Origin of the sequence: Pseudomonas sp. AMR01 (assembly GCF_041946035.1) — a bacterium.
GTDB classification, from domain to species: Bacteria; Pseudomonadota; Gammaproteobacteria; order Pseudomonadales; family Pseudomonadaceae; genus Aquipseudomonas; species Aquipseudomonas antarctica_B.
On the sequence record NZ_JAUTYR010000031.1, the window covers coordinates 23,891 to 37,268 of the forward strand.

At 59.2% G+C, this 13,378-nt stretch carries 11 protein-coding genes; 7 read left to right on the forward strand and 4 right to left on the reverse strand.

Features of this window, described 5'->3' with window-relative positions:
- Positions 1–30 precede the first annotated feature (30 nt).
- Positions 31–5,745, reverse strand: coding sequence for a toxin (locus Q7C20_RS21435; RefSeq protein ID WP_375070029.1), 5,715 nt, complete (start codon positions 5,743–5,745; stop codon positions 31–33).
- A 198-nt stretch (positions 5,746–5,943) separates the two neighbouring features.
- Here Q7C20_RS21435 and Q7C20_RS21440 point away from each other — a divergent pair, with 198 nt between their 5' ends.
- Entirely contained in the window at positions 5,944–6,561 is a 618-nt protein-coding gene (locus Q7C20_RS21440) for an FKBP-type peptidyl-prolyl cis-trans isomerase (protein WP_348060379.1), read from the forward strand.
- A 64-nt stretch (positions 6,562–6,625) separates the two neighbouring features.
- Here the strand turns inward: Q7C20_RS21440 and Q7C20_RS21445 are convergent, their stop codons facing one another.
- From Q7C20_RS21445 to Q7C20_RS21455, 3 genes are all read right to left on the reverse strand, one after another.
- Positions 6,626–6,883, reverse strand: coding sequence for a hypothetical protein (locus tag Q7C20_RS21445; protein WP_003194088.1), 258 nt, complete (start codon positions 6,881–6,883; stop codon positions 6,626–6,628).
- A 160-nt stretch (positions 6,884–7,043) separates the two neighbouring features.
- Entirely contained in the window at positions 7,044–7,385 is a 342-nt protein-coding gene (locus Q7C20_RS21450) for a zinc ribbon domain-containing protein YjdM (protein ID WP_375070031.1), read from the reverse strand.
- A gap of 169 nt (positions 7,386–7,554) precedes the next feature.
- Positions 7,555–8,523, reverse strand: coding sequence for a polyprenyl synthetase family protein (locus Q7C20_RS21455; RefSeq protein WP_348060382.1), 969 nt, complete (start codon positions 8,521–8,523; stop codon positions 7,555–7,557).
- Between the two features lie 239 nt (positions 8,524–8,762).
- Between Q7C20_RS21455 and rplU the strand changes: the two genes are divergently transcribed.
- The 6 genes from rplU (at position 8,763) to Q7C20_RS21485 (ending at position 13,096) form a co-directional block, all read left to right on the forward strand.
- The gene (gene rplU / locus Q7C20_RS21460) at positions 8,763–9,077 is read left to right on the forward strand and encodes a 50S ribosomal protein L21 (protein WP_003176051.1); all 315 of its coding nucleotides are present in this window, start codon (positions 8,763–8,765) and stop codon (positions 9,075–9,077) included.
- Positions 9,078–9,111: 34 nt separating this feature from the next.
- Positions 9,112–9,369, forward strand: coding sequence for a 50S ribosomal protein L27 (gene rpmA / locus Q7C20_RS21465; protein WP_003176049.1), 258 nt, complete (start codon positions 9,112–9,114; stop codon positions 9,367–9,369).
- 194 nt (positions 9,370–9,563) lie between these two features.
- A complete protein-coding gene (gene cgtA / locus Q7C20_RS21470) occupies positions 9,564–10,787 on the forward strand; it encodes an Obg family GTPase CgtA (RefSeq protein ID WP_375070035.1) in 1,224 nt (407 codons plus the stop codon).
- A 123-nt stretch (positions 10,788–10,910) separates the two neighbouring features.
- Positions 10,911–12,029 (forward strand): glutamate 5-kinase, encoded by a 1,119-nt coding sequence (gene proB / locus Q7C20_RS21475; protein WP_375070065.1) that lies wholly within the window; start codon positions 10,911–10,913, stop codon positions 12,027–12,029.
- A gap of 18 nt (positions 12,030–12,047) precedes the next feature.
- Positions 12,048–12,512, forward strand: coding sequence for a CreA family protein (locus Q7C20_RS21480; protein ID WP_348060054.1), 465 nt, complete (start codon positions 12,048–12,050; stop codon positions 12,510–12,512).
- Between the two features lie 101 nt (positions 12,513–12,613).
- Entirely contained in the window at positions 12,614–13,096 is a 483-nt protein-coding gene (locus Q7C20_RS21485; protein ID WP_375070037.1) for a glutathione peroxidase, read from the forward strand.
- The last annotated feature ends 282 nt before the right edge of the window (positions 13,097–13,378 follow it).

A 13,378-nucleotide genomic window follows, 5' to 3' on the forward strand; every position in this document is an offset into this window, starting at 1 on the left:
TTACCGGGCGGGGTTGTGAGGCGGTGTGGGTCAGGTGATTGCTCGTAGCCCGATGCCTGCAGGAGGGTTCGCTTTGAGGATGTTGATCAGCTCCGAAAGGTCAAAGAAACGTTCATTTTTGAGTGCATCCCACCGTTCGATAAAGTACTGGCCTTTGTCATTGATCTGAATCGGCGTGGCGATGATGTCATTGCTGCGTGAGCGGTGAACCAGGTTGACTTCGAATTCACTGGGGCGCTCGATGAAGAACAAACCCGCTTCGGTCAGCCGAGTACGGTCGGGCAGCGGCGTGCGTCGTGGCACTGGCTGTTTGAGGTTACCCACATCAATTCTGAAGTCACTGCGCAGGGCCACAATCGAGTGTTCTCCGAGTGATTGCCAACCGCCGATGCGCAGCTTCTTGGCCTGCTCCGGGTAGGTATCGCGCACATGCAGGCTGACCGCATCCTGCAACTGCGCAACTCCTGGTACTCCCCGGTGCATATCCGTATGGGAATTGCCCATGAAGGCCACCCACTTATGGGCGCCTTCCGCCAGCTGGTCGGCCTTGATCACTTCGTTGGCGAAATAGTTGAATAACTCACTACGGCTCATATCACCGATGAGGCCTTTGACGTGATAGCTGGCCGTGCAGTCCAGTGCCCTGACTCGAATCCCGTATTTATTCGCTGTTTTGACGACGTTGGTAAACGTGTGGGCGCCCTTGTACCCCGGCATTTGTCCGGCATCGAGGGCCATCAGGTAGCTTCTCAAGCCTGGCGGCATTTTCGAGGTGCGGTGAAAGGTGTCCAGTGCTGCCTGATGCAGGTCGGTGAGCAGGTGCTCCATGTACAACGTTTTCACGCCCTGTTTTTTCAGGTGCTTCATGGCGCCGATCAACAACTGCTTGGCTGATTGCTGGATGTGGATTTCGCCGATGATCAATCCGTTTTTGTGCCGATACAGCTGCTCGATAAAGACCTGCTCGCTCTGGGTCGAGAGTTGAGTCAGAGGTGCGCGCGGAGCCAGGGTGAAGTCGGCAAAGGCGTTTTCTGCAGCCGTCGCCAAGCGTTGCCGTATTTCGAAGAACTTGCGTTGTGCGCCGATATGGTCGGGTTTGGTCGGCGTGTAGCGCGTATCCAGCCCGCGATGGATTTGCGTCATTTCCTCAATGGGGGCGTAAATGGCGTGGGGTATGTCGAACTCGGCGAAGTGCGACGCGGCAACGCTCACAGGTGAAACGGTACGCGATGTTGGCAGCGTCACGGTGTGCGCCGATATCGATAACGCGTAATCCCCTCGGGATTGCCCGCTGGAGGCGCTGTCGGGATGCAGCCCTGTGGGCTGTCCCGGCGCTGCATCCTTGATGCGCAGGGCCGGGGCATTTTGCAGGTCAGCGAGCCCTGAAATCCGTTCATACGAGCCCAGGCGATTCGATTCCACCAGGGCTATCCAGCCTTCACCCGGGTTGTCTCTCAGCCTGTGCTGAATGACCGTGTGTGAGTAAAAGTTGCGCAGTTTGCTGTTGCGGGGGATGAAGCGCGGTCCATCACCCAGGGCCAGTACATGTTCCATATGGTAGGAGGCGGCAGCATCCAGGCCGTCGATTGCGATGTTCAAACGCTGGGTTTCGTGCAGCAGCTTGCGGTAGGTAAAGGGCGCCTCTTCGGTGAGCTCCAAGGTCTCGTCGATCCATTTCAGATGATGGCTGATCTGCTTCAGCGCGTGTGCCTTATCACCCTCAAGTTGGTTATTGAGGATTTTCAGCTTGCGGTGGAACAGGTCGCGGGGCAGGTTTTCGATATATACCCGCTTGAGTCCCTGTTCGACCATTAATGGCAGTTGCTCTATCAGCAGCTGCTTGCTGGCGATGGAGTTGTTGGCGGCCCCGATGATCAAGCGTTTATCCCGACTGAACAGCGTCTTGAGGATATCGCCGTGAGTCGCATCGGTGGCGAGCATCGGCAGTTGCGCTTTAGGCCCAGGGAGTGGCTGGTTCTGGAAGAAGGCGTCGGCGCTAAGGCGCAGTTGCTCGACTTTCTGACTGTAGGCCAGACGCAGTGGTTCTACCTCGACTCTCGCATTGGTTTGAATGGCGGCTTCAATGGAATCGTCGTTGTACAGCAGGTTGTTTTTGAACTCAGGGTCAAGCAACGTGCGAAACGTTTTGGCGTCATCGGGCGCCACGTCAAAGGCGTCCAGTGGGCTGGTGTCATCGGCCAATAATTGTTCATATTTCTTGCGCCCGCCACCGGCCATTCCGGTGCGCACCCACTCGCCGCCAGCGTTGCGATTAGCCAGGCGTGCGGTTGAATGCAACTGACCGGTCAGTGGATCGTGGCGATACAGCACGTAGCGGCCCAAGGCATCGGGCTGTTGTGGCGCCCATAACGATTGCCCGTCAAACAGCACATGCTGCATGCCTTCGGGGTCGAGCGTGTCGAGTTGGCTGATAAATGCGCTTTTTGCCGCCTGGGGGCCGGTGCGAATCGTCGGACGCAGCGCCTTGAAGGTAGTTTTAAATGCGGGGCGAAGATCAAATAACAAGCCGCCCCCTAAGTTCGCCAAGTAGCCAATGTAGTGGTCCAGGGCGGCGCCTTTGTCGTTCTGATGATAGGCATTCAGCGCGAGCATGGCGTCCTTGAAGGCCAGCAACCCGCCGAGGGCCAGGCTCAGTACAGGAAATGGCATGGTTGCCACGGCGGTCACCCATTCAATGCAGGTCCACAGGATGCCGGTAATCATTTGGGTGCGATTGACCGTGGTGGCGTGCACGTCATCAATCTTGCGCTGCAGGCGCATGTTGTAGAACTCATGCCGCAAATCGCTCAGAGGCTTGATGTGGCTGATCCCGTCGTGCCGGGCGGGGCTCGGTGTGGTGCGGTTGATATCCTCCGGCAGGCTCTTTTTGGCGTTCTGAAGAAAACCGCTGACGCGCGAAATGGCCTGCTGTGGCATCCGTGCAGCCCAGTAGCCGATCATGCCTTCAACCTGTTTCAACAGGTAGTTGAACAACCTGGCCTCGCGAAAGCACACGCCATCCGGCGCATCGGGTGTGTACAGCAACACCGGTTTGTCGGCGTGGCTGAACAGGTAATTGCCAAGCACCCAGTCGCCATCAATCACCAGCCGATGGACTTTATACAGGGTGCGCGTGGTGCCGTCGGTTGCCGCCAGGCTGTCGATGGCCAGTTCAAGCCAGGCCAGGTCCACGCTGGCGATATGCCCTTGCAGGCGCGACTCCAATGCGGCGCTTTTCATCTGCAGTTGCTGGATCGCCAGCACGGCGTCGCGACGTTCGGCGTACCCCGGGCTGGTGCTGCTTTGCAGGCGCTGGCGCACTTCGTCGGTATAGCGCCGGCCGATCCAGACGCCGGTAACGGAGCGTGCGACGTTCTGTGGGGTCAAGGGTGTCAGGTCGACTTCCGGCGGGCCGCGAAAGGTGGCCGCTGCGGAGAATTTTTCGTTGAGAAACCCGATACCGTCTTCGTACCCATCGCGGTACAGGGTGGTGTAGGAGATGGGTAGCGCAGAGGTTCCGACCAAGGGCTTGGGTGCGTAGGCGAAGATGCTGTCCGGGTCGATATCGTTCCGGGAGCGGCCCAACAATTTATTCAGGCTGAGCGTGGCCTGTTGGTGCAGGTAACGTTCGAATGTCGGAAAGCTAGCCTCGGCATCCGGCCTCGCATCGTAGGTGCGCAGCGCCCCGGCGGCATCATCCGCGAGGGTCGTCAGGCGCGCGCGGTCTGCCGCGGACGCCGCGCGATACCAGGCTGGCGAGCTTTGCTCGTAGTCGTCACCCTGCACCGCCAACTGATGCGCAGCCAGAGCGTCCAGGCAGTCCGCGTGAGTGCGAGGTTTGCCGAAGGTGACTTCCTGATGCTCCTCGGCATCGGGCCGCAAACTGATGCCTTGCATGAACGCGCGCATTTTTGGGCGAAAGCGCAGGGGCAATTGCTCCAGCAGGTAATCGCGCATCGTCGGTTTGCTGCTGTGGGGCGTGTTGTCGAGCCAGCCGATGATGTGCGTTTGGCAGGCGTGCAGGGTGTCGAACGCGAAGAACTCTTGTGTGCCCGGCGCGTTCGGCGCGCACAGTAACAGGCGTTTGACCTTGCCGCTGGCGTCGTTCTCGCGCAACAGCCACAGGTCTTTGAACTGTGCACCGTGCAGCAGCACGGTTTGGGCGCACAACTGCGGGCGCGGTTTTTCTCGCAGGTGTTCAAACAGTTCGAAATCGGTCTGGCTCAGATGGCCTTTGAGTGTGGCGACATAAGCGAGGGTTACCAGGCGCTGGTCAAAAAAATCGCGCGCGGCCTGTTTGATTTGCGGGGTCGCCAGGGCGGTTTTTTGGCCAGTGGCGAAGTCCAGGCGAGGTTGCAGCGCTTGTACGTGAGTCACCACATTCTGCGCAGTCAGTTCGGCGTGTTCAGCCTTGAGCGGCGCGTCGGCATAACTCAGCGTGCTGTGTTCGAGGAAGGCCGAGCCCGGCGTGCTGTCATCTGTGTGCAGGCCGCGCAGGGAAAGCTCCACCAGTGAGCGTTTCTGCTCATACGTGCCAACGTGGGGCACTGTGCGACGGGTCGTGATGTGCAGCAGGTCAGGGTCCAGGTCGTGAATGTCCATTTCATCCGCCAGTTGCTCAGCCCACTGATGGCGGGCGAGGGCCTGGGGCGTTGCGGCAGGACCAAACAGGTCAAGGAATGTTTGTCGGGCGCTGTTATAGCGGACCAGGTGTTGGTCGAGCGTGGTTCGTTGGACGCTGCTCGCGCTGCGGTACCAGTCGGGCAATGCGTTGAATAAATGACGCTCAAGTAACTGCTGAGCTCTGAGTTCCAGGCGTTGGGTCAGGTCGGGCAAGGCGGCGTCGATGGCGTTGTCCAGGTGTTGCTTGAGTTGAGCCGCGTTGCACAGGTTGTCTTCTGCAAGGCTCAGGGCGAACTCGATGTCTTTCGCGCGTTTGTCGAGCAGAGCCTGGTAGGTGTATTCGAACAGCGGTTCGCCCTCAATGGGCAGCAGTTCCAGCGGGAAAATGCCAATGGCGTCGAGGTGCTGATACTGCACGGGCAGGTGAGTGTTGAATTCTGCCAGGCCGGCGCGCGTCGCCAGCGTTGACTGCAAGCCTCTCTCAAGTTCGTGCAGCGAGTAGAAAGCCTCCAGGCCGCGTGACGGCGTGAACAGCAACACCGGGCCGACGGGCTCGGTGGCGCTCAGGCTGTCGACGGTCGGGCTGGCTTTGCGCGTCAGTACGAAGGCTCCGGCGAATGCCACGGTATGCGCCTGGTAGCTGAACGTGAGCGCGTACATGCCCGGCCGGAAACCTGGCCCGCGGGAGCAGTCTTCAAGCATCAGCAGGTCGGCGGGGGAGAGCAGGTAGTCACTGACGTTGAGTCGGGTCTCCTGCTCCAGGGCGCTGATGCCGGCGCTGAAGGCCAGGTACGTTTTACGGCTCTGGCCATCGACGGCGCTTGTTTCATCCAGGGCCTCAAGGTTTTTGTTCAGGTTGGTTTTTAGTTGGGCAAGGTATTGCTGACCCGCAGGCTGGGTGAGGTCTGCTCTGTCGAGGTCTCGATACAGGTCGCGCGCCTTGTTCTTGAATGCGCCGTTGATGCGCTTCAAGGTGGTGTTGATCTGCTCCAGCGCCAAGCGCTCTTCTGGCAAGGCGACCGTCTGCTTGCCGAGCGCACGCAGGCTGGGGTCAATCTCCATCAAATGGGCATGAATCTGATCAAGCGTGGGTGCAGATTGAAGGGTGTTCGGCGTACTCATTGGCACAGCCCCAAGGGTGATGAGTTGAATCACCAGCATGGAGACGTGCGGGCCGGGGCTGGCAGTAGATAGGTATGCCCGGGTGTTCATCAACGCCGGGTGTTGTGTGCTAGTCTGCTGGCCCTTTTAGTTCTGGATGGCACGCAACGCGCGGCACTTGTGCGCGGTTTGAATGCCTTCCTACAGCGGAGCACCTTCATGTCCGACGTTAATCTGTCCACCGACGAAACCCGCGTCAGCTACGGCATTGGCCGTCAACTGGGCGACCAACTGCGCGACAACCCGCCACCAGGCGTTAGCATCGACGCGATCCTGGCTGGTCTGACTGACGCTTTCGCCGGTAAGCCAAGCCGTGTTGATCAAGAGCAAATGGCTGCCAGCTTCAAGGTTATCCGCGAAATCATGCAAGCCGAAGCGGCTGCCAAAGCTGAAGCAGCGGCTGGCGAAGGCCTGGCCTTCCTGGCTGAAAACGCCAAGCGTGACGGCATCACCACGTTGGCTTCCGGCCTGCAATTTGAAGTGCTGACTGCCGGTGACGGCGCCAAGCCATCCCGCGAAGATCAGGTGCGCACTCACTACCACGGCACCCTGATCGACGGCACTGTGTTCGACAGCTCCTACGAGCGCGGCCAGCCTGCAGAATTCCCGGTGGGTGGCGTGATCGCCGGCTGGACCGAAGCCCTGCAACTGATGAATGCCGGCAGCAAATGGCGCCTGTACGTGCCGAGCGAGTTGGCTTACGGCGCTCAAGGCGTTGGCAGCATCCCGCCGCACAGCGTTCTGGTGTTCGACGTCGAGCTGCTCGACGTTCTGTAAGACCTGCTGACAATTGCACCTGGCTCCCTGTGGGAGCCGGTGCATTCAGGTTTTGCGCGGTCGCTCATGGATGAAACTTGCCATTAAGCTCCGTCGCCGGGCGCAACGCTCGGGCATAGCAGAACAGAAACAGGTTACGTACTACTTCCTTCAGCACTCCAGGCTCGCTGGAACTCAGGCCATTCACATCCAGGTCGCCCTGATCCTGCAGTTCATTCAGCGCCTCTTCTTCCAGCACCGCACAAACTTCGCCGGTTTCCCGATGCAGGATTCGAAGGTAAGGATGTGGGCGGTCCAGCCAGGCATCGATCAAATACGTCATGGTGCATTCTCCTTGATGGGTTTCAATGAGAATAATTCTTATTCGTGGAATAGCAAGTGCCTATTGGCGGTTTCCTGAGTTTTCTGTGTGGATATTGCGTTCGATCAAGGCGGAGGGCGAAACGCCATCCCGCGGCGGGCGCGGGATGGAGGCAGCAGATTCAGACTTTTCGCACGAACTCGGACTTGAGTTTCATCGGGCCGATACCGTCGATCTTGCAATCGATATCGTGGTCGCCATCGCACAGGCGGATATTTTTGACCTTGGTGCCGACCTTCACAACGAGCGAAGTGCCTTTGACCTTGAGGTCTTTGATCACGGTGATGGTGTCGCCGTCCTGCAGGACGTTGCCCACAGAGTCTTTCTTCACGGTCTCATCGCTGGCTGCTTCGGCCTGGCCATTGGCGGACCACTCATGGGCGCATTCCGGGCAGATCAGCTGGGCGCCGTCTTCGTAGGTGTATTCGGAATTGCATTTCGGGCAGGGTGGCAACGTGCTCACTAAAGCTCCTTGAGAGTCAGGATGGCTAAAAGTCGCACATTATATAGGGTTTTAGATTCCGGCGGGGTGGGACGGGGTTAAATGTGGGAGCTGGCTTGCCTGCGATAGCGGCAGTGAATTCACTGAAGTCATCGCAGGCAAGCCAGCTTCCACATGAAGCAGGGGAGTATCAGTGAGTACGCGCGACCGCAAACTCACTCAGCTCAACCAGTGCATCCCGGTATTCGCTTGCAGGCAGGGCGTCCAGGCACTTGATGGCACGCGCTACGTAGTCACGCGCCAGTTGTGCGGTGTATTCCAGGGAACCCGAGGCTTCCACCGCAGCGCGGATGGCTTCCAAGTCTTCGATCCCGCCTTTCTGGATCGCCTTGCGCACCAGGGCAGCCTGTTCCGGCGTGCCTTCGCGCATGGTGTAGATCAGCGGTAAGGTCGGTTTGCCCTCGGCCAGGTCGTCACCGACGTTCTTGCCCAGGGTCTCGGCGTCGCCTTTGTAATCGAGCAGGTCGTCTACCAGCTGGAACGCAACACCCAAGTGATCGCCGAACGTACGCAGTGCTTCGCGTTGCTCTGGCGTCGCTTCGCACAGGGCCGCGGCGCTGTGGGTCGAGGCTTCGAAGAGCATCGCGGTTTTGCCGCGGATCACTTCCATGTAGGTTTCTTCGGTGGTGCTGGCGTCGCGCACCTTCGACAGCTGCAACACTTCGCCTTCAGCGATGATGCGCGTGGCCTGTGAAAGAATTTTCATCACCGGCATCGAACCCAGTTCGACCATCATTTCGAACGAGCGCGAGTACAGGAAATCGCCGACCAGAACACTGGGCGCATTGCCCCACATCGCGTTGGCAGTCTCGCGGCCACGGCGCATGCCCGACATGTCGACCACGTCGTCATGCAGCAAGGTGGCGGTGTGCAGGAATTCAATGGTGGCGGCGAGCAGGCGCAGGTCATCGCCTTCGCGGCCCAGGGCCTTGCCGCACAGCAACACTAATAAAGGACGCAGGCGTTTGCCGCCAGCCGATGTAATGTAGTCGCCAATTTTGGAGACTAGCGGCACTTTAGAAGTCAGCTGCTTCTTGATGATGACATCGACGGCGCTAAAATCGTCCGCGACCGCGCGGTAGAAGGCTTGGGGTTGCATCAGCGACAGTCGCTCCAGAAGGGTTGCGCGGCATGCTAGGACCCACGCCCGGCACTGTCAAGGCGCGATGGACGGCCCCTTGCAAGGCTTCGTTACCTTGCGTACAATCGCGCACCCTGAACTTCCTGGGCAGCACCTGCCTTACGCAATTGCATTAGGGACGTCCATCCCATGCAGCCATGCCAGCCAATACCTCTTCTTATAAAGAGCTGGGTGAGCAGGATTATCGGAGAAATACCATGTCGTACGCAGTAATTGTTACTGGTGGCAAGCAATACAAGGTCGCCCCAGGTGAATACCTGAAGATCGAAAAACTGGAAATCGCTACCGGCGAATCCGTTACCTTTGATCGCGTTCTGTTGGTCGCCAATGGCGATGACGTGAACATCGGCGCTCCAGTCGTTGCTGGCGCTACCGTTGTGGCTGAAGTGATCTCCCAAGGTCGTCACGATAAAGTCCGCATCATCAAGTTCCGTCGTCGTAAGCACCACATGAAGCGTATGGGCCACCGCCAGTGGTACACCGAGATCAAAATCACCGGTATTCAGGCTTAATTTCAGCCTAATTCCTCACTAGGAGAATTGACTCATGGCACACAAAAAAGCTGGTGGTAGTACCCGTAACGGTCGCGACTCAGAAGCCAAACGCCTTGGCGTTAAGATGTATGGCGGCCAGAAAATCATTCCGGGCAACATCATCGTGCGTCAGCGCGGCACCCAATTCCACGCCGGTTACGGTGTTGGCATGGGTAAAGATCACACCCTCTTCGCTAAAATCGAAGGCGTGATCAAGTTTGAAGTAAAGGGCGCTTTCAACCGCCGTTACGTGAGCGTTGTCGCCGCTTAATTGCGCGATCGCTGGAAAAGCCCTGTCTCGCGACGGGGCTTTTTCGTTTGTGGAGTGAGTCTCTTGCAAAGCTGTTTGTGATGGGCTCAGGCGCTGGATAGGCGGTCGTTTTCTGAGGTCGCTGCGCTCATTTTTGCAAGAGTCTTATGTCTTGGTTTTTTTAAGCTCGTCCGTGCGACGAGAGGCGTTTTGTTATGAAGTTCGTTGATGAAGTTTCCATCCGAGTAAAAGCAGGCGACGGCGGTAACGGTTGCATGAGTTTCCGCCGCGAAAAATTCATCGAAAACGGTGGCCCCAACGGCGGTGACGGCGGTGACGGCGGTTCCATCTACATGATGGCCGACGAAAACCTCAACACCCTGGTCGACTACCGTTACACCCGGCACTTCGATGCCGAGCGTGGCTCCAACGGCGGCAGCACCGACTGCACCGGTAAAAAAGGCGAAGACATGGTGCTGCGCGTACCGGTCGGCACCACGATCATCGACTCGGCCACTCAGGAAGTCATTGGCGACCTGACCAAGGCTGGCCAGAAGCTGATGGTTGTGCAGGGCGGCTGGCACGGTCTGGGTAACACCCGATTCAAGTCCAGTACCAACCGTGCACCACGCCAGACCACGCCAGGCAAGCCGGGCGAGCAGCGTGACTTGAAGCTGGAGATGAAGGTACTCGCCGACGTAGGCCTGCTGGGCCTGCCAAATGCCGGCAAAAGTACCTTCATCCGCTCGGTCTCGGCCGCCAAGCCGAAAGTCGCCGACTACCCGTTCACCACCCTGGTGCCAAACCTGGGCGTGGTCAGCGTAGACCGCTGGAAAAGCTTTGTGATCGCCGATATTCCCGGCCTGATCGAAGGTGCTTCCGACGGCGCAGGCCTGGGCATTCGCTTCCTCAAGCACTTGTCGCGTACCCGTTTGCTGCTGCACCTCGTGGACATGGCGCCGCTGGATGACACCAGTGCACCGGATGCCGCCGAAGTAATCGTCAGCGAGCTGACCAAGTTCAGCCCGGCCCTGGCCGAGCGTGATCGTTGGTTGGTGCTGAACAAGTGCGACCAGATCCTCGAAGAAGAGCACGACGCGCGCGTCAAGGAAATCGTCGACCGCCTGGAATGGACTGGCCCGGTCTACGTGATCTCGGCCATCGCCAAAGAAGGCACCGAGCGCCTGACCCGCGACATCATGCGCTACCTCGAAGACCGTGCTGACCGCCTGGCGGCTGACCCGGTATTCAAGGCCGAACTGGCTGAGCTTGACCAACAGATCGAAGACGAAGCCCGCGCCCAGTTGCAGGCGCTGGACGACCAGCGTGCCCTGCGTCGCAGCGGCGTGAAGTCGGTCCATGACATCGGTGACGACGATTGGGACGAAGAAGACGTAGATGATGAAGACGGTCCGGAAATCATTTACGTGCGCGACTGATTCGTTGCAGTAAACTTAAGCGCCGCTCTCTGGAGCGGCGTTTTGGTATCTGGGATTCGGTAGCCACGAATAACGTTTTGGGCGGCGCTGGGTCGCGCAGCCCTCACTCTAAGGTTGAAGATGATGCGGAGCAAAGTGACAGGTGCGCAGCGCTGGGTCGTAAAGATCGGAAGTGCGCTGCTGACGGCGGATGGCAAAGGTCTGGATCGCGCAGCCATGAGCGTCTGGGTTGAGCAGATGGTGGCTTTGCATGAAGCCGGTGTGGAATTGGTGCTGGTGTCGTCCGGGGCCGTTGCTGCCGGCATGAGCCGCCTCGGCTGGACCGCGCGACCCAGCGCGATGCACGAGCTGCAAGCCGCCGCCGCCATCGGCCAGATGGGCCTGGTGCAAGCCTGGGAATCCAGCTTTGCCGAGCACGGCCGCCACACTGCGCAGATTCTGCTGACCCACGACGACCTGTCCGACCGCAAGCGCTACCTTAACGCCCGCAGTACCTTGCGCGCATTGGTGGAGCTGAAGGTCATCCCGGTGATCAACGAAAACGACACGGTGGTCACCGACGAAATCCGTTTCGGCGACAACGACACCCTCGCAGCGCTGGTGGCCAACCTGGTCGAAGCCGACCTGTTGGTGATCCTCACCGACCGCGACGGCATGTTCGACGCCGACCCGCGCAATAACCCCCAAGCCCAGCTTATTTATGAGGCGCGTGCCGATGACCCGGCGCTGGACGCCGTGGCTGGCAGTGTCGGCGGCGCCCTGGGCCGTGGCGGCATGCAGACCAAGCTGCGTGCAGCACGTTTGGCGGCACGTTCCGGTGCGCACACCATCATCGTCGGCGGGCGCCTTGAGCGCGTGCTGGATCGCCTCAAGGCGGGTGAACGCATTGGAACGCTGCTGTCGCCGGAACGCGGCATGCTCGCGGCGCGCAAACAATGGCTGGCCGGTCATCTGCAAACCCGCGGCACTCTGGTGCTGGACGCTGGCGCTGTGTCTGCGCTGTCTGAGGGCAACAAGAGCCTGCTGCCGGTGGGCGTCAAGCTGGTGCAGGGCAGCTTCCGCCGTGGCGAGATGGTGGTGTGCGTGGCGCCCGACGGCCGTGAAATTGCCCGTGGCCTGGCCAACTACAGCGCCCTTGAAGCGCAGAAAATCATTGGACAATCTTCAGAAGCGATTGTCGGACTATTGGGTTACATGGCGGAACCGGAACTGGTTCATCGCGACAACCTGATCCTGGTCTGAAAACAAAGGGAATAAACCATGCGTTCATTGAAGTTAGTGCTCGGACTGCTGTTGGCGATGCCCTTGCTGGCGTCGGCTGAAGAGATTGCCCAGGTGTCGACGGTGTTCAAGTTTGTCGGCCCCAACGACCGGATTGTGGTTGAAGCGTTTGATGACCCCAAGGTTGACGGCGTGACCTGCTACCTTTCGCGCGCCAAGACCGGCGGCGTTAAAGGCGGCCTTGGGTTGGCTGAAGACCGCGCTGAAGCCTCGATTGCCTGCCGTCAGGTAGGTCCGATCCACTTCAAGGGCGAACTCAAGGACGGCGACGAAGTGTTCAAGGAGCGCACGTCGCTGGTGTTCAAGACCATGCAGGTGGTGCGCTTCCTCGACAAGAAGCGCAACACTCTGGTTTACCTGGTCTACAGCGACCGTTTGATCGAAGGCAGCCCACAGAACGCCGTGACTGCGATTCCTATTTTGCCTTGGCCAACCGCGCAGTAACCGGTGGGCGAGTTTTTCACTCGGCGTCTATGATTGCAGGCTTGTGGTCTGTAATCTCGACAGGCCGCAATGCGAAGAACATGGGATATCTGGAGTTCGTCATGAGTGCTTTCCACGACCTGAAACTCAAAGCTTTAGACGGTCATGAGCTGCCGCTGGCGCCCTTCAAGGGGCAAGTTATGCTGGTGGTCAACGTGGCCTCCAAATGTGGCTTGACCCCGCAATACGCGGCGCTGGAAACCCTCTACCAGCTATACAAGGACAAGGGCTTTACCGTGCTGGGCCTGCCTTGCAACCAGTTTGCCGGCCAGGAGCCAGGCAGCGAGGAAGAGATCCAGGCGTTTTGCAGCCTGAATTACGGCGTAACGTTCCCGCTGGGCAGCAAGCTCGACGTGAATGGCCCTGATCGCCACCAGCTTTACCGCCTGCTGGCGGGCGAGGGCGCCGAGTTTCCCGGTGATATCACCTGGAACTTCGAGAAATTCCTGCTGGGCAAGGACGGACGCGTGTTGGCGCGTTTCTCACCCCGCACTGCCCCGGATGATCTCACCATCATCCAGGCCATCGACAAAGCCCTGGCCTGAATAGCGGATTTGCCGTGGCAGCGGGCCTGCTTTGGCAAGCGAGCTTGCTGTGGCGAGCGGGCTTGGTATGGCAAGCGAGCTTGTTGTGGCGAGCGGGCTTGCCCCGCGTTGGGCTGCGCAGCAGCCCCAATAAACCCACCGCGATTCTCCAGACACTCCAAGGTGCATGCTTTCGGGGCCGCTTCGCGCCCCAACGCGGGGCAAGCCCGCTCGCCACAACAAGCCCGCTCTCCACAAGTCAATGCCAACCGGGCTCTCCTGCTTTTACCCCTTAATCACCCA

What these genes read in the sequence shown, in the direction of transcription:
- Q7C20_RS21435 (WP_375070029.1), bottom strand. Translation starts at nt 5,745, where the DNA reads ATGAGTACGCCGAACACCCTTCAATCTGCACCCACGCTTGATCAGATT.
- Q7C20_RS21440 (WP_348060379.1), top strand. Translation starts at nt 5,944, where the DNA reads ATGTCCGACGTTAATCTGTCCACCGACGAAACCCGCGTCAGCTACGGC.
- Q7C20_RS21445 (WP_003194088.1), bottom strand. Translation starts at nt 6,883, where the DNA reads ATGACGTATTTGATCGATGCCTGGCTGGACCGCCCACATCCTTACCTT.
- Q7C20_RS21455 (WP_348060382.1), bottom strand. Translation starts at nt 8,523, where the DNA reads ATGCAACCCCAAGCCTTCTACCGCGCGGTCGCGGACGATTTTAGCGCC.
- rplU (WP_003176051.1), top strand. Translation starts at nt 8,763, where the DNA reads ATGTCGTACGCAGTAATTGTTACTGGTGGCAAGCAATACAAGGTCGCC.
- rpmA (WP_003176049.1), top strand. Translation starts at nt 9,112, where the DNA reads ATGGCACACAAAAAAGCTGGTGGTAGTACCCGTAACGGTCGCGACTCA.
- cgtA (WP_375070035.1), top strand. Translation starts at nt 9,564, where the DNA reads ATGAAGTTCGTTGATGAAGTTTCCATCCGAGTAAAAGCAGGCGACGGC.
- proB (WP_375070065.1), top strand. Translation starts at nt 10,911, where the DNA reads ATGCGGAGCAAAGTGACAGGTGCGCAGCGCTGGGTCGTAAAGATCGGA.
- Q7C20_RS21480 (WP_348060054.1), top strand. Translation starts at nt 12,048, where the DNA reads ATGCGTTCATTGAAGTTAGTGCTCGGACTGCTGTTGGCGATGCCCTTG.
- Q7C20_RS21485 (WP_375070037.1), top strand. Translation starts at nt 12,614, where the DNA reads ATGAGTGCTTTCCACGACCTGAAACTCAAAGCTTTAGACGGTCATGAG.